The sequence below is a fragment of the Pedobacter sp. SG908 genome (assembly GCF_011759615.1).
In the GTDB taxonomy this organism is placed as follows: Bacteria; Bacteroidota; Bacteroidia; order Sphingobacteriales; family Sphingobacteriaceae; genus Pedobacter; species Pedobacter riviphilus.
This window is the reverse complement of the sequence record NZ_JAAOYY010000003.1, coordinates 783,971-802,241: the sequence shown is the minus strand read 5'-3', so window position 1 is coordinate 802,241 and position 18,271 is coordinate 783,971. Positions and strand designations below refer to the sequence as shown.

The following is an 18,271-nucleotide window of genomic DNA, read 5'->3' as shown; positions in this document are numbered from 1 at the left end:
ATTACCTGAAAATTTTAGCGCAAATTACTGATTTTCGTTTAAACCCTTTAAAAAAAATGAAACCGCAAAGTATTGAAAGTGATTTGCAAAGAAATAATAAGCCTATCTTTGCTAACAATTTTAATTTTTAAAAGCCCCAGTTAGGGGTTTGGGGTTATGAGTTTAGTAAAAGCGAAAAAACATTTAGGGCAACATTTTTTAACCGATAAAGGCATAGCTAACCGCATTGTTGAGGCTTTGGTGAATACCGATAAATATAATCAGGTTTTAGAGGTAGGGCCGGGGATGGGAATCTTATCTGATTTTTTGCTGCAGCGCAAAGACTTAGAAACTTATCTTGTCGATATTGATACTGAGTCTTTCCATTTTTTAAATGAAAAATACCCGCAGCTTGGCGATCGGTTAATTAATGGCGATTTTTTAAAACTCGATTTCGACGCCATTTTTCCAGGACAATTTGCCATTATTGGTAATTTTCCATACAATATCTCATCACAGATTTTATTTAAGATTTTAGATAACCGCCACAAGGTTGTAGAAATGGTGGGTATGTTTCAGAAAGAAGTTGCCCAACGTTGCGCAGCCCCAGCAGGTAACAAAGAGTATGGTATTTTGAGTGTGTTTCTTCAGGCCTATTATAAAATTGAATACCTGTTTACGGTTAAACCGGGTACATTTAACCCACCACCAAAAGTGCACTCAGCAGTGATCCGTTTAACCAGAAATGAAGTGGAAGCTTTAGATTGCGATGAAAAATTATTTTGGCGGGTGGTTAAGGCAGGTTTTAACCAGCGGAGAAAAACTTTGCGTAATGCTGTTTCTGCGGTGATGCCTAAAGATAAAATGGACGATCATATTTATTTTGAGAAGCGTGCCGAGCAGCTAACTGTTGCAGATTTTGTGGCTTTAACACAGCATGTGAGTAAGTTAATGGGAGCTTAGCTAATATTCCATTTGGGCTTGTACTTAATTTCTAGATATGGAAAGCAGGTTTCTGTTGTCTTCGGTTCCTTTAGCCCCGCTTTTCATTCCAAGTCCGCACTCGTACCTCGTTTACGGGCTTTACATTCCAATCGGGTTTAATTAACGGGAAACAATGCAAGTTTTAGGGTGATAGATTGGTGAATTTGCCAATTTGTTATTGGCCGTAAAGCCACGCAATATCAAAATCTGCGCAATCGTACGCATGCTTTTTCTTGCAAAATCATGATTATTTTAAGCTAATTTCTCCTTTCCTTTGCGACATAATTTTAAACATCATGGTTAATTACAGCGAAATTTTCAGCGAACAAGGAATGGATTATCAAACCTATCGTGCATTGATTGATCAACTTCTGTTAGAGGGAAAGGCTACTGGTGACGTAACTTACGATTTGCACTATACTAAAATGAATGTGCAAAGGATGAATCGCGTGGATAAGACGATCAGCTTAAATGATGAGTTGACTTCAACCATTGGTCATCTTAAGGAAAATTATAAGTTTTTAGTGATTACCGAAGGCTGGTGTGGCGATGCTGCACAGATTGTTCCAATATTCAATAAAATCGCAACTGCTTCACTAGGTAAAATTGATCTGAAATTTGTGCTTAGAGATAAAAATTTGCCATTAATTGATGCGCATTTAACCAATGGCGGAAGGGCTATTCCGGTTTTAATTGTGTTAAATGAATCTGCAGACCAAGTTTTAGGAACCTGGGGGCCAAGACCACAAATTTTGCAGGAGCTTTTAAAAGAGTGGAGAAAAGAAATTACTGATATGCCAATTTTGGCAGAAAAACTTCATGGCTGGTACGCTAAAGATAAAACGCAGACCACACAAGCCGGATTAAATGAACTTTTGAAGGGCTTGGAGTTATAATCTTATAGTTCATTTTAGGCAGTCGTCATCCTGACCTGTAGCGCAGCGGAAAACTACGCAGTAAACCGAGCCTTAAGCGAGCTCACTAAAGGTAATTTATTTTAGGGTCTTCTTAAATAGATGCTGAAATGAATTCAGCATGGCGTTACGACAAAATAAAAACTGCTCTGGTTTAATCAACAGAAACAGTTAACCCTTCCTGCTGTAAAATTTTGCGGTAAACTTCCATCTCGGTAAATGATCCTTCTAAAACAGGGCATTTTCCATCATTATGTACTTTCCAGGCAATTTTTTCAGCTTGCGATTCGTTATAATCCAGATATTTCATCATGCAGTATATTACATGATCGAAAGTGTTGATATCATCATTCCACAAAATAAGGCGATGTACGGTTTTTAAGGAAGTTAAAATTTCTTCGAGCGTAAAGGTCTCTTCTTTGGTTTCTGTAGACATGGTGCAAAAATAAACAATAATTTAGAAGATTTGATCTATTAAACCAGAGATATTAGATTTTAGGATATTGCGATGAAATCTCTATGTCTCAAATTGCACCGCCCATATCTTTTTTTAATTAACTAACTTTGTTTAACCAAATTATAATAAACAGCGAGTATGCACCAGTCTAAAATAGCCGGAATAGGTTACTACGTTCCGAAAAATATATATACCAATGATGATTTAAGCCGTTTTATGGATACCAGCGATGCATGGATTCAGGAGCGCACTGGTATTAAGGAACGCCGTTTTGCCGACCGGAACGAAGAAACTACCACTACAATGGGTATCGAGGCCGCTAAAATTGCGATAGAGAGGGCAGGGATTACCGCTAAGGATGTCGATTTTATTGTTTTTGCCACGCTCAGCCCTGATTATTATTTCCCTGGATGTGGTGTATTGCTACAGCGAGAAATGGGCATGGGCGAGATCGGTGCTTTAGATATTCGCAACCAATGTTCTGGTTTTGTATACGCACTTTCGGTGGCCGATCAGTTTGTCAAAACAGGCATGTATAAAAATGTACTGGTAGTGGGGAGCGAGAAACATTCTTTCGCGATGGATTTTGAAACCCGCAGCCGTAATGTATCGGTCATTTTTGGCGATGGTGCCGGTGCTGTTGTATTACAGCCTACGGATGAACCCGGGAAAGGGATTTTAAGTACACATTTACATAGCGATGGCGCCGATGCCGAAATTCTGGCCATGTACTATCCGGGTTCTCATGCCAATAAGTGGTTGAAAGATAAACCAGCCTATCCTGAGCAGGAATTGGGTGGCTTGTTTATGACACCCGAAATTTTAGAAAGTGGCGCAGCTTTGCCATATATGGATGGACCCGCAGTTTTTAAAAAGGCAGTTGTAAAATTTCCTGAAGTAATTAAAGAAGCTTTAGCTGCAAATAATTTAACCGAGAAAGATATTGATATGCTGGTGCCACATCAGGCCAATTTGCGTATCAGCCAGTATGTGCAACAGTTGTTGGGACTAAATGATGACCAGGTTTTTAATAATATCCAAAAATATGGCAATACTACGGCCGCTTCTGTTCCTATTGCTTTATGTGAAGCTTGGGAGGCGGGCAAAATTAAAGACGGCGATCTGGTTTGCCTCGCCGCATTCGGATCTGGCTTTACCTGGGCCAGTGCGCTGATTAGGTGGTAGGTTTAGGGTTTAGGGAAAATAGCCAAGTAAGTTGAGATAAAATAATAAAGGTTAACTCAATACGATAAGTTCGTCGAGCGTAGCGAAGTCGAAAAAATCTATTTAAATAAATAGTTCAGCGATATATTCCAAAGGGAGATGACGATTTTATATGATTAGACCATTAAGGAATTAAAGACATTAAGGGCTTCATTAGGCTTTTCTTAACTACCTTAATTCCTTAATGGTCACGGATAACTAGTTTTGTACTTTTGGCTTAATAAAATCCCCTAGATAACTACATTCACCCGCTGCAACGGCATAAAAAGGCGTTTTGGCATAGCTAAACCTTAATTCTTTAAGATAAGGATTGTTGTAATTGGCCTTGATGAAGTTTCTCCATTTCACATCTTTTTTATCGTAATAATAAAATGATAGTGGGTTAGCATTCATAATGATCTGTTTCTGCAAACATTTAGCCAGCATAAAGGTACATTTTGCCTTAAAGTCGGCATTGGTACTTAATGCTCTGGCTTTTAAATACCAGGCTTTTGCCGTTTGTGCTTTTTTATAGTCGCCATCATATACATATTTTGCTGGGCTGCCATTGTCGTACGATGACCAATCGTAGCTGATCAGGAACCAGCTGTTGCCAAAATAACCTGTTTGATAAACCGCATTGGCCATTTTATAATAATAAAGCGCTGCATTCTTTTTATCACTAATGGATAATTTCTGCAAACGGAGCATTTCTGCTGCAAAAGCCTTTTTGGTAATTGATGCTTTAGCGGTTACATATTTTTTGGGATAGTCATTTATCGTTTCGATGAAGGGATTAGCATAAAGTTTTGCATTGGATTCATCTCCGTACCAGTTCTCTGGATTGAAATATTTGTAGCCTGCCGAAACTTTTGCGAACATTTGAACAGCCTTATCGTATTGATGTGTACGCAAATAAGTTGTACCAAAAAGTTCGTAAAAATCATCATTTTTAAGTTGGTTTAAAGCCGAAGCCAACAAAGCGGAGACATCATTGCCTGTTGCTTTTGTTTTATAAACCGCTAAGCCCTGCATACTTTTCGGACTCAAGTTGTTCTGCCAAAAAGCGATGCTTTGGTAGCTCATATTCTGGAAAAGCGAATTCTCTTTTAACGTTTTGTATTCCAGGTCGCCTTTAACCATTGCTAGAGCTGCTTTTGCCGTATCACCCATATTCAAATAAGCAGGAGCCAATATCTGCTGGTAAAAGTTTCTGGTCGTTCTGCTAAAACGTTTACTGGCGCGATCGGCATCATAATAATAGGGGCCTTTTGGTTGGCTACTGTTTTCAGCGAAACGTTTTTCGTCAAGCCATTTTAAGGTCGGCAATAAATCGTTTTCATTAAACGGATTGCCTTTTTTGATGTTTTTTGCCTTGATCAATAGATCGATAATACGGTATTGGTCGCGTAATCTTTCTGGTAATTTATCGGGTTTTAATATAGCCAGGTAATTGGTGGCCAAGAAATCTTTATTCTCCATCCACGATAAATAAGCTGCAGTTAAAGTACCCAGTTCAGGTTGTGGGTATTTCTTCTCAGTAGCCAGTTTTACCGCAAAATTCCTGATTTCATTCAGGTGTTTTAAGTTTACGTTTTTTAAACTGTCTTTATATTTAGCATTGCCGTTATCCGAAAAATAATAATTATAACCAATTTTGGCAATGTCGTTTGCCTCGATAAGATCTTGCTCTAATTTATTTACTTCGCGTACCAATAGTGTACCGTTGAGCTGGCTTTTTGGTTCGTACTGGTAGACTTTATTTAAGCTTTCTATGCCCGAATCTGCATTGCCAAATCCGTTTATCGCCCATATATTGGCTTTCTCGCTATTGGTTTTGGCATATTTTAATGCACCATTAACAGGTGAGCTGGTATAGTAATAATTTTTATAGGCCTGTACTCTCCGCTCAGGGTTACTTGCAAAAACCTTGGAGAATAAAAAGGCCGATTCTTCAGGGTTGCCCAACCGGCGGGTCGATCCGGCATAGAGTGCCAAGGCCCAACCCTTAACGGCACTGTTTAACTTGCTGTTTTTAAAGTACTTCTCGTAAGTTGATTTACTTTCAGTATGATTACCAGCAAAATGGAACATCCGTTCTGATTGATATGCATAACGGAGTTTAAGGAAATCATCTTTTTCAGCTTCCGTTAATCTTAGGGCCTCTTTTGCCTTTAATTCCATCGCTGTGGTATCGCGTGGTTTTGGGTCCCAAAGACTAAAATCCACATTGGCTAAAGGTTCGCAGCTTTTGGCGAATTGATAGTATTTTAAAGATGCTTTACGTTTGCCCAACGCCTGGATAAAACTGTTTTGTTGTAAGCTATCGGGTAATTGCGAAATGTTGCCATCAAAATTTACCAATTTTACATCAGTGGCACTATCTGTTTTGTACATTACTTTTAGCACATCCTCTTTTTTAACATTGAGGTATTTTGCCCATTCATTACTGTTGATATCGGGCTCACTTTCTATATCCGTTTCACTGTTAAGGTAAACCAGCTGGTTGTAGGCGAATGGCGAATATTCATCACCTTCAATATTGTTGTGGAAATAAGAAACGTAATAATCGTAGGGGTCTATCTCACCTCCACAGGCAAGATTTATAGCAATCTCGCTGAAAAAAGTAATCAGGAATACACTAAAAATTAGCGATAATTTTTTGAACGTCGTCATAGGTAAAATGTTTTAATAGGTCGGTGTCTAAATGGTAGAAAACAAGATTCCGGTCTCTGGGGGCTAAATATCGGGATAAAAATTTAGAGGTAGCAAGTAAATCTTTTGAAGAAATCCGTTCCCATCTTACCACATCACCCTGTTTTAACCCTGCGGCAGGATCATCTTTAAGCAGATCGTAAAGGATGGAGTTCTCCCGCTGTTTGAAAAGCTTTTTATCTGCAATCTGTGTATTGCCGATCCGCTTGGAGATACCTGCATATTGCCCGTTCCTAAATACCACCGCCCATTCGAAAATGGGTAAGGCAACATCAAGTGGTAAAGGATATTGCTCAAGGTAATCTTTTAGGTAAAGATCCATTTCATGCTGATCCAATATGGAATTTTGTCTGCCATATTTACGTAGGTTGCCCATATTATAACACATTAAAATGGCCTTTTCTACTGGCGGTACGCCGCTTGATACAATATTTTTAACCTGATGCAGGCGGAGAGTTACTGATATCGTTTTACCTTTTAAAAGCGGATTGGCCTTTAATTGTTCAAGAAATTTGAAATACCTGTTTCGTGTGCCTTTTGTCCAATCGCAATCAATCTGAAGTTCATGATAATTTTGTTTTCCGGCTTGTTTTACCTTTGCGGAAACAAATTTGGCAATGCGATCGGCCATCACCATAGTTTGCGTGGTGTCAATCTTATTAAAAACCTGGTTAACAATAAATACGACAGGTATAATGCCGGTTTGCTTAGGTATAGGGTCCGAAAATTTAACCGGCGAAATGGGTACAGGCAGCTGAAGATCGGGGTTAAAATCTACATCCATAATCCGCACGTACAAAGATTTAGATTTAAATTGATCAAGATAACTGGTTTCCTCCTTTTTGTTCTGATAATCCGTTTTCCAATAATAAAAAGTAGGGTGAACAATTGATTTTTGCTTACAACCAAGGAAGAGAAACACAGAAATCACTAAAATACTTATCTTGCGCATATCAATTTTATTGAGCAAAAGTAGTATAAAATGCGAGCAGTTTTACAAAGAGTTACACAGGCAAGTTGCACGGTTGACGGCGAGGTAACGGGAGCGATTGATACCGGATTTCTAGTATTGTTAGGCATAGAGGAGGCCGATGCTTTAGAGGATTTGGATTGGCTGGCACAGAAAATTATCGGTATGCGTGTTTTTGGTGATGAAAACGGGATGATGAATAAAGCGCTTGCCGATGTTGGTGGCGATATCTTACTGATTAGCCAGTTTACCTTATTCGCATCTACAAAAAAGGGAAACCGCCCGGGTTTTACAAGGGCCGCACGACCAGATGTGGCCATTCCGCTTTACGAAAAAATGATCGAAAAGCTATCAGCTTTATTGGGTAAAAAAGTAAAAACCGGAATTTTTGGAGCTGACATGAAAATTGCGCTACTAAATGATGGGCCAGTTACGATATTGATCGACACAAAAGATAAGGAATAGTTAAAATTAAACGTACGGCGTAACTTATTGGGCTAAAGGCTGTCAAAATTCATAATTAATCTATTTCAATAAAATTTGCAATAACTAATATGAATGATAAAAATCTGAACAGGTTAACTGAATATGGTTATCTGGTATTTTTTCTGATCTTAAAAGTAGTTTTATCTTTTGTATTGGTAAATTCGGTTTATGAATTACACCGCGACGAATTTCTGCATTTAGATCAGGCTAATCACCTGGCTGCGGGCTTTACCTCTGTTCCACCTTTAACCTCTCTATTTTCATGGCTGATTAAGGCTTTCGGTAACGGTATTTTTATGGTAAAACTTGTTCCTGCATTAATAGGGGCACTTACGATATTGTATTGTTGGAAAATTGTCGGTTTTTTAAAAGGGAATTTACTGGCCAAATGCCTGGTTGCCGTGGCTTGTATTTGTTCTTCTTTGCTTAGGTTAAACATACTTTACCAGCCCAATTCTTTTGATGTTTTAGCCTGGACAGCCATTTTTTATTATCTGTTAAAATATTTCGATAAAAACGAAGCCAAATACCTTTATGCTTTTGCCATTTTTGTGGCTTTTGGCTTTTTAAATAAGTATAATATCCTTTTTTTGATTCTCGGCCTGTTACCCGCCATAATTATTACGCCAAACCGGAAAATATTTGCTGACAAACATCTTTATCTGGCTATTTTATTGGTAATTGTAATTATTTCGCCCAATATAATCTGGCAGATTAACCATCACTTTCCGGTACTTACCCATATGAAAACCTTGCAGGCTACCCAATTGGTACATGTAAACCGGATCGATTTTTTTATCGGACAGTTTCTCTTTTTTATCAGTTCGATATTTGTTCTCCTGGCTGGGATCGGTAGTTTGATTTTTTATAAAGATTTCAGGAAATACAGCTGGATTATACTTACTTACTTCACTACCCTAATTATATTTAGCTATTTTAAAGCAAAAGATTATTATGCCCTAGGTTTATATCCCATAGTACTGGCTTTCGGCGCTGTTTATTTAAGCCGGGTTTTAGCAAAGAAATATGTATTAACAGGATTGCTGTTTGCCTTTAATATTGGTTCATTTATTTATCTGTTGCCACTTTTGATGCCGGTTTATAGTCCTGATGAAATTATTGCCCACCATAAAAGGTTTGAGCGGGTGGGGGCATTGCGCTGGGAAGATGGTAAGAATCACCAGTTGCCACAGGATTATGCCGATATGCGGGGCTGGAAAGAGTTGGCCGCAATTGTTGATGTTGCTTACGGAAAGGTTAAGGATAAATCTACCCTGTTGGTACGTGCCGATAATTATGGACAGGCTGGTGCAATCAACTATTATTCGAAATATAAAAATATAAACGCTGTATCGTATAATGCTGATTATTTGTATTGGTTTAAAATGGATAAACCGATCAAAAGTTTAATTATAATTACCGGATGGAGGGATGAAGATCCGCAAAGAAAGAGAGAGCAACCATATTTTAGCAAGATTACTAAAATTGGGGAAATAAAAACGCCTTATGTACGGGAAGAAGGAGTAGGTGTGTTTTTGCTCGAAGATGCCAAGCCCGAAGTGAGTAGCATTATAAAATCAGAAATAGAGGAAGAAAAAAATGACCATTAACGAAGCACAGGAAACGGTAGACCGCTGGATTAATACCACAGGTATCCGTTATTTTAATGAATTAACCAATACCGCCATTTTAATGGAAGAAGTAGGGGAAGTGGCCCGTATTATGGCCCGTAAATACGGTGAACAGTCGTTTAAAAAGAGTGATGAAGCGGTAAACCTTGCCGATGAAATGGCCGATGTGATGTTTGTTTTAATCTGTTTAGCCAATCAGACCGGTATAAACCTAACCGATGCTTTAGAAAAGAACCTCGAGAAAAAAAGTATCCGCGATGCGGACAGGCATAAGAATAATGAGAAGCTAAACCCCTAAATCTCCTAAAGGAGACTTTAGATTTTTAATGGTTTAAGACTCCTTTTAGGAGGTTGGAGGTACAAACTCCATCAAACTACGGTAAGCTACAAAACGGTTTTTATATCTTTCATTTAAATCTGCCTGTAGGGCTGGAGCAAATTCTTCCTGGTATTTATTGTATTGTTCGAGTGTTTCTGCTACATACTGCGTACAATAAGTTACCCCTTCGTTAGGCGAATCTATCACCTTCAATAAACGGTTAGAAACAAACATCCCAGTAGCCATAACCTCAGGGATATGAATATCCTGCATCCATTGTAACCATTCTTCGGCTATTGCATCATCCAAGATGAGCGTAACATTATATAAAAACATGGCACAAAGGTAAATAATATATAAATGTTAAAAAATTGATGAGTGCAGATTTTATTCTTTAAAGTTGTGTTAATCTGTTAAATTTGATGATTCCCATTGTTTTTAAGCATGATACGAACTAACGACTCTCAAAAAATAGACAATTCCACGCGTAATTATATTTATACTGGTTACCTAACTGCAATTTTCGGCGGCATTTTGGGACTGGTTATTGGTTGGGATATAATGAAGAAAAGGAGAATACTGAGCACTGGTGAAAAAGTGTTTTCTTATTCCCTAACAGATAGACAACACGGTGCTAGGATTTTAATTTTAGCGGGAATTTGCTTCATTTTGTTGCTAACGTTAACTATTATTGCAATGGATGTCTAAGTCATCTGCAATTCAGAAATGATTACCATTACCAATTCTTCTAACATGGAGGAGCTTGAAGGAATTCTTGAACTCCAAAAACAAAACCTAAAAAAAGATTTAACTCCTGCACAAATAAAAGAACAGGGTTTTGTTACCGTTTCGCATTCGCTTGAAGATTTAGAGAAAATGCATCAATATGAGTCTAACATTATTGCAAAAGATGGAGAATTAGTTGTAGCCTATGTGTTGGCAATGACCAAGCAGTCTAAAAACGATATCCCGAGACTGGTTGAAATGTACGAAAGTTTCGATCATATCCAATATCAAGGTAAATCCGTTTCTTCTTATTCTTATATTGTTGTAGGCCAGGTTTGCGTTAGTCAGGCTTATCGTGGTAACGGTTTGTTCGATCAATGCTATTGTGCTTATAAAGATTATTTTAAATCTAAATACGATTTCGCGATCACTGAAATTGCGAGCATCAATCTTCGATCGATGAGTGCACATAAACGTATTGGCTTCAAAATTATTCATACCTATACCGATAGTAGCGATGTAGAATGGAATGTTGTGATTTGGGATTGGGAAGATTTTAATTAGTATCTTCATCCAAACGCTTAATTAAAACATTATGCCCACCGATTTTGTAACCTTCCAAAGATTTAATGACCGAGCAGCAGCCTTAACGCTAGCGGAAATATTCAAAGAAAATAAAATTGAGGTGGAGCTAGAGGATGCTTCAGCAAATTTTGACGTTACATTTGCCAATAACGAGATTGATAAAGATTACAGGATTAAATTAAAACCTGAAGATTTTGAACGAGCTAATATATTATTACGGAACGAAGCTGAGAAAGATTTAGTTGGTATAGACCCAAATTATTACATCTTTGATTTCAGTGATGACGAATTGAAGGAAGTTATTGAAAAACAAGATGAGTGGAGCAGTTTAGATTTTTTACTGGCTACCAAAATATTAAAGGAACGTGGTGTGGATGTAAATGCTGATCAAATTCAAGCACTTAAATTAAAAAGGATAGAGGCATTGTCCCAACCTGAAAAAAGTCCAAAACTGCTAATTGTAGCCGGTTATATTACCGCTATTATAGGTCGTCTTATAGCCATCATAATCGGAGCTTATTTAAGGAGTCATAAAAAAACATTGCCTAATGGAGAACGGGTTTTTGGTTACGCCGCTTCAGATAGGGCACATGGTGAAAGAATTTTGATTATCGGCATTCTTGTGCTGATTCTTTCAGCTATATATGAATTCTCTAAATATGCCTAGAGGAAGTTGAATTTGCTAAGAAAATTAATGGTTTTTGTTGATGCAGATCTCTCCGTTCCGCTATGCTTCAGTGGATGACGATAATATTTAGTTTGGCGTTTAGCGATAAACGTTTGGAGTCAGTTAAGCCGATTTCTACATTAATTGATTAGTCCTTTTTGCGCTTAATTAATCAATTTATGCAGTTAACCGATTAAACACACCAATAACTAACGAACCAACTAAACCCCATCTCCACGTAAATTCCTAAATCTTTTTCTGGCTTCGGCACTGAACATGCTCCCTGGATAATCAGTAATCAGTTTCTGGAAGTAGATTTTGGCCTGCGCAATGTCGTTCAGTTTCTTTTCGTACAGATCACCTAATGTAAATAGTGCATCATCTGTCCAAATTCCATCTTTAAAATCTTCAGTTACTTTTTTTAAGATGTCTGCAGCTTTTTGGAAATCGTTGGCTTTGATAAGAATCCTTGCTTTGCTCATCATTATCGCATCGGTTAAACTATTTTGCGGGAAGGCTATCGCAATACTATCCATTTTTTTAACTGCACGTTCGGGGAGATTTCTGAATAAAAGCATTTCTGCATCAGCATACATTTTTAGCGCGTTACTATCTGCAGGGGTTTGAATATTATCGTTGATCAGTAAACTCAGGTTCAGGGCATCATTTGCAATGAGCTGCGAAGTTGCAGCCTTTAAAACGAGGCATTGGGCGTTGCTGTATTCGAAATTACCCTGGTAAAAGGAAAGTTTAGCACTTCTAAAGCGGGCCTCATTTCCTACGGGTTGTCCTTCAAACTGTTTGCTCACCTGCTCATATACTAAAAAAGCTTCCCAGGGCTGGTTGGTTAAAATATAAATGTCGCCTAAATCGAGTTTTAGCTGGCCTAGGTCCTGATCATTAATGCCGGGCATTTTTATTGCTTCTTCAAGCTCTTTTTCTGCGCTGCCGGGTTGATTTAAATAATACGCCTGTAGGTTTGCCAGTTTTTTTATGGCAAAAAGCGTGTTCCTGTTCTTGCCGTTTTCGTCCAATAATGCCTGATAATCTTTCGCCAACAGATCAAGGTCGGCAACAGTATATTTCCCGTTGGTACGTAGGTTATACTTGGTATTCAGCATTTCTATTTTTGAAGGAAGATAATACTGGTTATCTTTCCCTTTGGTTAATAGATAATCGTAGGCTTTAATCGCTGTTTCGTAAGCACCATTATCAACAAAGGTATAAATGGCATTAAACAAGGTACCCCCATCAGCTTTGGTGCGTTTATCGTATGCGATAAGCTGGCGCAGGGCCATATCAAATTCCTGTTGTTGAATATAGTTCCAGGTAAGTAACTGAATATAAATTTCGGCATCGGGCTCTTTCTGTACTTTTCTTAAAATGGCCGTCTGAAAGGTTTGATAATCATTTTTGTCTTCAAAAATAGATGATAACACTGCTTCGGCCTGTGGCAAAAGCTGTGGCATTGTACCAAGTGCATCAAGATACTCTTGCATGAGCATGGGTTTATCCTTTTTAAAACGATAGATGTTTAACAACTCGAAAGTAAACATTTGATCGTTGCCCAATAGTTTTCTGCCCTGTTTAAAGGTTTGTACCGCAAAATCATAATTTTCGAACCGATAAAAGCTATTGGCTAAATTTCGGATCTTAAACTCATCCTTAGGAAGATTGCTAATCACATCGCTGAAAATTTTATTAGAACTTTGTGTATCGCCTTTCTCCTGATAAAGCTTACCCAGTGCTATTGGATAAACATCGTTCTGCGGATTTTTTTTAACTTCTCTTTTAACCACTTTCTCTGCAACGTCATAGCGTTTCAATTTTAACAATGTATTAAAATAGATATCGAAATAGGCTTCGTTATTGGGAATGGCATAGAGTTTTTCCAGTAACACAACTGCCTTTTCATATTCTCCATCCTGGTAATATTGAATAGCCAGACTACTTTCATCAGGTGCAATCTGCTGATTGGGGCGAAAGATTTGTGCCTTTGCTCCAAGCGATAGAAATAAAAATATGATGAAAAAAAAGCGGTTCATAAACCCTAAATTATAAGTTTTAAATGTAACATTTTAATAAATCTTTAGCTAAACCGTTAAGTGATATTAAACGTATTTTAAATGTTACCTGTATTTTATTTTGTAGATATTTTATAAATACTAAATTGACCCACGACTTATTATTGATTGCATAAGTAACATTGTTGGTGTAAATCACGGTTAAGTTGTTGTGATACTTATTTTTGTCATCCTGTAAAGGATTTATTTATGCTAAAAAGGATTTTTCTATTGTTATTGGTTGCATTGATTTGGGCTTGTAAAGGCACTAACAATGATACTATTCCTGTAGACGATTTTTTTAAAACGCAGGATAAAGCCTACTATCGCATTTCTCCAGATGGGAAAAGTCTTTCTTATTTAAAGCTTCATGATAAAAAACTTGATCTTTTTGCTGAAGATCTTACCACTGGAAATAGCATTCAGTTAACGCATTTGAATGGGAAGAATATCAGTTTCCATTTCTGGACCAGCAATAATGAGCTGATTTATTATACTGAAGACGAATCTAAAGAGCGTAAATCGGATATTTTCGTCATCAATAAAGATGGAAGCAGGCAGGTTCAGCTGAGTGCCAACGAGAAAAGCAGGCTAAGGGTAATAGAAGATCAGTTAATTGATGATAAATACATTATTGTGGCATCCAACAAGCGCGACTCGACAGTTTTCGATGTTTATCGTTTAAATGTTCGGAACGGTAAGATGGATATTGCGGCCAAAAACCCGGGTAATATTACCGAATGGATGACAGATAATAGAGGAGTATTGAAAATTGCTGTAGCAAGCGATGGAGTGAACGAAACTTTAATGTATCGCGAAAACGAAAACCAGGCCTTTGCCCCGGTAATTACCAATAATTTCGAAACCACTTTACAGCCCATTGCTTTCTCAGAAAACCAGCCGAATATACTTTATGCCATTTCTAATGTAAACAGAGATAAGAATGCATTAGTGGCACTCGATTTAAAAAATGGGAAAGAAAAACAGGTGCTTTTTGCAAATGATACCTTAAATGTAGTAGATGCAAAATACTCACGCCTACAAAAGAAAATGCTTTTTGTAACATGCGAAACCTGGAAAAAGGAAAAATATTACCTTGATGATAGCACTAGGATTACCTATTCGAAAATAGACCGGCTTTTGCCAGGTACCGAATGGAAAATTATGGATAAAGACAAAATGGATAAAGTTTTTGTGGTAAGAACCTTTACCGATAAAAATCCGGGTTCTTATTACCTCTATACCGTTAGTGAGAATAAACTTAAAAAACTAACTGATATTAGCCCATCTATTAAACAGGGCGATATGAGTGCCATGAAACCAATCTGTTTTAAGAGTGCCGATAATTTAACCATTAACGGTTATTTAACCTTGCCAAAAAATAAAAAGGCTGTTAATTTGCCTGTAGTAGTTTTGCCGCATAACGGCCCAGCGGGGAGAAATAGTTGGGGCTATAATGCCGAAGTACAGTTTCTGGCTAACCGTGGTTATGCTGTTTTGCAGGTAAACTACCGTGGATCTACGGGCTATGGAAAATCTTTTTATGCCGCTGGTTTTAAGCAGTGGAGCGATAAAATCCAGGAAGATGTTAATGATGGAGTAAAATGGTTAATTGCCAAAAAAATTGCCAATCCTAAAAAAATCGCTATTTATGGCAACGGTTTTGGAGGTTATATTGCATTAAATTGTTTGTATAAAAATCCCGATCTTTATAAATGTGGTGGATCAAATTCAGGTGTAATCAATTTATTCAGTTACCTGAAAACTATTCCACCGTTTTTAAAAGCGAATCTGCAGATGTATTATGAAATTGTTGGCAATCCGGTAACCGATACCGATTATATGCGGTTTGCATCGCCTGTTTTCCATGCCGATCGCTTTAAATCGCCTGTTTTTATCGCACAGAACCCTAAAGATCCACGTGTTAATGTAGCAGAGGGTGTTCAGTTTATTAAGGAACTGAAAAAACGGAATGTTCAGGTTACCTATATCGAAAAAGAAGAGGGACCAAACCCAATTGTACGCCAACAGAGCAGAACGGCATTATACAAAGCCTTAGAAGAATTTTTACAGGAAAATCTAGGTAAGAAATAGGGTATGGCCTTAGATAAAAAAAGTGGTTATCGTAAAAATTTCTCGCTCGGCGTAACCTTCATTGTACTCATTTCCATTCTTTTTATCCTATCGCTTTTTTTAGCGTTTAACTATAGCAAAAAATCGATTGAGAACGATTTTGTCTCCGAGAAAGTAAATGTACTCGAGCAAAGTATTAAACCTTATAACGATTTCTTTCAGAATAAAATGCCCGAGATTTCGTATTATAGTGGCTTTTTAGATTCTTCTACAGCAGCAAAGTTTGTTGATACCGTGATGTTAAAATATCCTTTTATCTCCAAGGTTACTTTTTACGATACAGAGGTAAAGAATGTGCCTGTTAAAGATGGGATTAATGCAAATCACCTGGGTATTGGCCCAAAATCTATTTTCCAGTTTGGTAAAGGCGTAAAACCCGATTCGGTAAAGCTGTATTCAGAAGATGATACGAGATCTTTTAATGTAGGGAGTGATTTTAATGCAATCGCCATTAAACTTGCCACTTTTGTTGAAGATCTGGATACTGCATCAGTACCTACGCAAGAAGAACTGTTTACCAACTTTTCTATCGTTAATTCGAACGAAAACAAAATCACTTACTTAAATATTCCCCGTCGGGAAGATTTAAGGACCTATAAAGATATGATCAGGCGGAAGTTAAATCCGGCACCTGTTTATCAACAGGATGTACTGGTTTTTAATCTCGATGCACATAAAATCAAGATCATCAATACGCGGCCATTATTGTACCAAACGATCAGGATTGAACCACTAACTTATGATCCGATTGATACTTCTGATGAGAGCATTAATACCGAAATTGCCCTGCCTGGCGCATTTTCTGATTTTAAGTTATACCTCATTTCATCAAAATCTTACATCAAGAAAGAAATTTTTATTTACTTCATGCCAATAGCCTTGGTGCTATTGCTGGTATATGGGGTGCTTTTATTGGTTGCTTTTTTGATTTACCGTAACCTGAACATCAACCGTAAAATGTTTAAGCTGCAGTACGATTTTGTGAATAACCTTACGCATGAGTTTAAAACGCCCGTAAGTGTAATTAAGATTGCAGGAAACAATATTAAAAGTGCTACCACATTAAGCCAAAGGGAACAGCAGCTTTATGGTAAGATACTGGATGAAGAAGCTGATAAACTGAATGGTTTAATGAACAAACTCCTGGCCTTTACGCAGATCGAAAATAAAGCCATTAAACTGAACCAGGAAGAAGTTAATATTGTAGATTTTATTGAAAGTACAATTGAATCGCATACCTTAAAACATCCCGATTTTAAGATTACCTATGAGGTGGTAGGCTTTAAAACCTTTATTACAGATCCGGTATTATTGGGTAGTTTATTCGATAATCTGGCAGAGAATGCCTACAAATACTCGAAACCGGAACAGAAGAAGTTGCACATTAGTGCAAAGCTGATTAAAGGGGTATTGGTTTTCCGGTTTGCCGATAAAGGGATAGGTATCGCATCGTCAGAATTAAACAATATATTTAAGAAGTTTTTCAGGATACAGAATGAATATAACCAAATGGGCAGTGTAGGCCTGGGTTTGGCATTCTGCAAAGAACTGGTTAACTTTATGGAGGGAGAAATCTCTGTAAAAAGCAAAGTAGGGAGTGGTACTGAATTTAAAATTGTACTGCCATATAATAGTTAATTTTTAGCGGTTGAAAAGTTAAAGGTTGGAAAGTTAATTAACCTTCAAACATTGCAGCGTTTCAACATTACAATGTAACACACACATAAATGTCTAAAGAAGTAAAAATATTAATCGTAGAAGATGATGAAAATCTTCGCTTTCTTGTAGCCCACCGTTTAAAGGCTGAAGGTTATACTGTGCTCGAAGCAAATGATGGAGAAGCGGGTGAAAGAATGATTTTAGCCGATCAGCCTGATATTGTTTTATTGGATTGGATGATGCCTGGTAAACAGGGTGCCGAAGTTTGTGAGAATGTGCGCAAGCAAGGTTTCGAAAACCTGATCATTATGATGACGGCTAAAGCACAGGATGTGGATAAAATTGATGCCTACAACTTTGGTGCATCTGATTATATTACCAAACCATTTAATATGGATGTTTTAGTTGCGATGTTGGAGAGTAAGGTGAAGTTTATTGTGAATAAAGATACTGCCGAAATTCACCGTTTTGGTAATATGGAACATCATCCAAACATCCACACATTATTCAGAGATGGAAAGAAAATCGAATTAACGATATTGGAAAACCGTATTCTGCTTTATTTCTTACGCAACCCTGGTAAGGTAATTAACCGCGATGAATTGATGTTGGTGGTGTGGGGGTATAACTCTGATGTAAATACCCGTACGCTCGATATGCACATTGTACGCTTACGTAAAAAGATAGAATTGAATCCTGATAATCCGCAGTTGTTACAAACGGTGAGGGGAGTAGGTTATCGCTTTAACGCGGGATAAATATAATTCTTGAATGAGAGAA

The 18,271-nt window shown here is 37.5% G+C and carries 16 protein-coding genes; 11 read left to right on the top strand and 5 right to left on the bottom strand.

What is annotated here, in order from left to right; all coding sequences use genetic code 11:
* Positions 1 to 156: 156 nt before the first annotated feature.
* A complete protein-coding gene (rsmA, locus tag FHT21_RS24035) occupies positions 157 to 942 on the top strand; it encodes a 16S rRNA (adenine(1518)-N(6)/adenine(1519)-N(6))-dimethyltransferase RsmA (protein ID WP_167297230.1) in 786 nt (261 codons plus the stop codon).
* A gap of 317 nt (positions 943 to 1,259) precedes the next feature.
* On the top strand, positions 1,260 to 1,859 hold the full coding sequence (locus FHT21_RS24030) for a thioredoxin family protein (protein ID WP_167297229.1): 600 nt from the start codon (positions 1,260 to 1,262) through the stop codon (positions 1,857 to 1,859).
* Positions 1,860 to 2,031: 172 nt separating this feature from the next.
* On the opposite strand, the gene FHT21_RS24025 is transcribed toward FHT21_RS24030, so the two are convergent.
* Positions 2,032 to 2,313, bottom strand: a complete 282-nt coding sequence (locus FHT21_RS24025; RefSeq protein ID WP_029274160.1) for an ATP-dependent Clp protease adaptor ClpS — start codon at positions 2,311 to 2,313, stop codon at positions 2,032 to 2,034.
* Positions 2,314 to 2,472: 159 nt separating this feature from the next.
* Here FHT21_RS24025 and FHT21_RS24020 point away from each other — a divergent pair, with 159 nt between their 5' ends.
* Complete coding sequence (locus FHT21_RS24020) at positions 2,473 to 3,519, top strand: beta-ketoacyl-ACP synthase III (RefSeq protein ID WP_167297228.1); 1,047 nt, start codon at positions 2,473 to 2,475, stop codon at positions 3,517 to 3,519.
* Between the two features lie 237 nt (positions 3,520 to 3,756).
* Here FHT21_RS24020 and FHT21_RS24015 read toward each other — a convergent pair whose 3' ends face one another.
* Entirely contained in the window at positions 3,757 to 6,213 is a 2,457-nt protein-coding gene (locus tag FHT21_RS24015; protein WP_167297227.1) for a hypothetical protein, read from the bottom strand.
* The gene (locus FHT21_RS24010) at positions 6,179 to 7,204 is read right to left on the bottom strand and encodes a hypothetical protein (RefSeq protein WP_243854086.1); all 1,026 of its coding nucleotides are present in this window, start codon (positions 7,202 to 7,204) and stop codon (positions 6,179 to 6,181) included. Before FHT21_RS24010 ends, FHT21_RS24015 begins: the two co-directional genes overlap by 35 nt.
* Positions 7,205 to 7,234: 30 nt before the next feature.
* Here FHT21_RS24010 and dtd point away from each other — a divergent pair, with 30 nt between their 5' ends.
* The 3 genes from dtd to FHT21_RS23995 all read left to right on the top strand — a co-directional run bounded on the left by dtd (position 7,235) and on the right by FHT21_RS23995 (position 9,637).
* Positions 7,235 to 7,687, top strand: coding sequence for a D-aminoacyl-tRNA deacylase (gene dtd / locus FHT21_RS24005; RefSeq protein ID WP_167297225.1), 453 nt, complete (start codon positions 7,235 to 7,237; stop codon positions 7,685 to 7,687).
* A gap of 89 nt (positions 7,688 to 7,776) precedes the next feature.
* On the top strand, positions 7,777 to 9,318 hold the full coding sequence (locus FHT21_RS24000; protein ID WP_167297224.1) for a glycosyltransferase family 39 protein: 1,542 nt from the start codon (positions 7,777 to 7,779) through the stop codon (positions 9,316 to 9,318).
* On the top strand, positions 9,308 to 9,637 hold the full coding sequence (locus tag FHT21_RS23995; RefSeq protein ID WP_167297223.1) for a nucleotide pyrophosphohydrolase: 330 nt from the start codon (positions 9,308 to 9,310) through the stop codon (positions 9,635 to 9,637). Before FHT21_RS24000 ends, FHT21_RS23995 begins: the two co-directional genes overlap by 11 nt.
* A 45-nt stretch (positions 9,638 to 9,682) precedes the next feature.
* Here the strand turns inward: FHT21_RS23995 and FHT21_RS23990 are convergent, their stop codons facing one another.
* Complete coding sequence (locus tag FHT21_RS23990; protein WP_167297222.1) at positions 9,683 to 9,994, bottom strand: DUF4286 family protein; 312 nt, start codon at positions 9,992 to 9,994, stop codon at positions 9,683 to 9,685.
* 390 nt (positions 9,995 to 10,384) lie between these two features.
* On the opposite strand from FHT21_RS23990, the gene FHT21_RS23985 reads away from it, so the two are divergent.
* Together FHT21_RS23985 and FHT21_RS23980 are read left to right on the top strand one after the other, a co-directional pair.
* The gene (locus FHT21_RS23985; protein WP_167297221.1) at positions 10,385 to 10,948 is read left to right on the top strand and encodes a GNAT family N-acetyltransferase; all 564 of its coding nucleotides are present in this window, start codon (positions 10,385 to 10,387) and stop codon (positions 10,946 to 10,948) included.
* 31 nt (positions 10,949 to 10,979) lie between these two features.
* Positions 10,980 to 11,636, top strand: coding sequence for a hypothetical protein (locus FHT21_RS23980; protein ID WP_167297220.1), 657 nt, complete (start codon positions 10,980 to 10,982; stop codon positions 11,634 to 11,636).
* Positions 11,637 to 11,857: 221 nt separating this feature from the next.
* Here FHT21_RS23980 and FHT21_RS23975 read toward each other — a convergent pair whose 3' ends face one another.
* Positions 11,858 to 13,681, bottom strand: a complete 1,824-nt coding sequence (locus FHT21_RS23975) for a tetratricopeptide repeat protein (RefSeq protein WP_167297219.1) — start codon at positions 13,679 to 13,681, stop codon at positions 11,858 to 11,860.
* Positions 13,682 to 13,909: 228 nt separating this feature from the next.
* On the opposite strand from FHT21_RS23975, the gene FHT21_RS23970 reads away from it, so the two are divergent.
* The 3 genes from FHT21_RS23970 to FHT21_RS23960 all read left to right on the top strand — a co-directional run bounded on the left by FHT21_RS23970 (position 13,910) and on the right by FHT21_RS23960 (position 18,249).
* Positions 13,910 to 15,793 carry a prolyl oligopeptidase family serine peptidase gene (locus FHT21_RS23970; RefSeq protein ID WP_167297218.1) on the top strand — a complete coding sequence of 628 codons (1,884 nt, stop codon included), beginning with the start codon at positions 13,910 to 13,912 and terminating at the stop codon, positions 15,791 to 15,793.
* A gap of 3 nt (positions 15,794 to 15,796) precedes the next feature.
* Positions 15,797 to 17,470, top strand: coding sequence for a HAMP domain-containing sensor histidine kinase (locus FHT21_RS23965; RefSeq protein WP_167297217.1), 1,674 nt, complete (start codon positions 15,797 to 15,799; stop codon positions 17,468 to 17,470).
* An 89-nt stretch (positions 17,471 to 17,559) separates the two neighbouring features.
* On the top strand, positions 17,560 to 18,249 hold the full coding sequence (locus FHT21_RS23960; protein WP_086547960.1) for a response regulator transcription factor: 690 nt from the start codon (positions 17,560 to 17,562) through the stop codon (positions 18,247 to 18,249).
* Positions 18,250 to 18,271: the final 22 nt, after the last annotated feature.

Coding starts and splice junctions, on each gene's coding strand:
- rsmA (WP_167297230.1), top strand. CDS start 157: ATGAGTTTAGTAAAAGCGAAAAAACATTTAGGGCAACATTTTTTAACC.
- FHT21_RS24030 (WP_167297229.1), top strand. CDS start 1,260: ATGGTTAATTACAGCGAAATTTTCAGCGAACAAGGAATGGATTATCAA.
- FHT21_RS24025 (WP_029274160.1), bottom strand. CDS start 2,313: ATGTCTACAGAAACCAAAGAAGAGACCTTTACGCTCGAAGAAATTTTA.
- FHT21_RS24020 (WP_167297228.1), top strand. CDS start 2,473: ATGCACCAGTCTAAAATAGCCGGAATAGGTTACTACGTTCCGAAAAAT.
- FHT21_RS24015 (WP_167297227.1), bottom strand. CDS start 6,213: ATGACGACGTTCAAAAAATTATCGCTAATTTTTAGTGTATTCCTGATT.
- FHT21_RS24010 (WP_243854086.1), bottom strand. CDS start 7,204: ATGCGCAAGATAAGTATTTTAGTGATTTCTGTGTTTCTCTTCCTTGGT.
- dtd (WP_167297225.1), top strand. CDS start 7,235: ATGCGAGCAGTTTTACAAAGAGTTACACAGGCAAGTTGCACGGTTGAC.
- FHT21_RS24000 (WP_167297224.1), top strand. CDS start 7,777: ATGAATGATAAAAATCTGAACAGGTTAACTGAATATGGTTATCTGGTA.
- FHT21_RS23995 (WP_167297223.1), top strand. CDS start 9,308: ATGACCATTAACGAAGCACAGGAAACGGTAGACCGCTGGATTAATACC.
- FHT21_RS23990 (WP_167297222.1), bottom strand. CDS start 9,994: ATGTTTTTATATAATGTTACGCTCATCTTGGATGATGCAATAGCCGAA.
- FHT21_RS23985 (WP_167297221.1), top strand. CDS start 10,385: ATGATTACCATTACCAATTCTTCTAACATGGAGGAGCTTGAAGGAATT.
- FHT21_RS23980 (WP_167297220.1), top strand. CDS start 10,980: ATGCCCACCGATTTTGTAACCTTCCAAAGATTTAATGACCGAGCAGCA.
- FHT21_RS23975 (WP_167297219.1), bottom strand. CDS start 13,681: ATGAACCGCTTTTTTTTCATCATATTTTTATTTCTATCGCTTGGAGCA.
- FHT21_RS23970 (WP_167297218.1), top strand. CDS start 13,910: ATGCTAAAAAGGATTTTTCTATTGTTATTGGTTGCATTGATTTGGGCT.
- FHT21_RS23965 (WP_167297217.1), top strand. CDS start 15,797: ATGGCCTTAGATAAAAAAAGTGGTTATCGTAAAAATTTCTCGCTCGGC.
- FHT21_RS23960 (WP_086547960.1), top strand. CDS start 17,560: ATGTCTAAAGAAGTAAAAATATTAATCGTAGAAGATGATGAAAATCTT.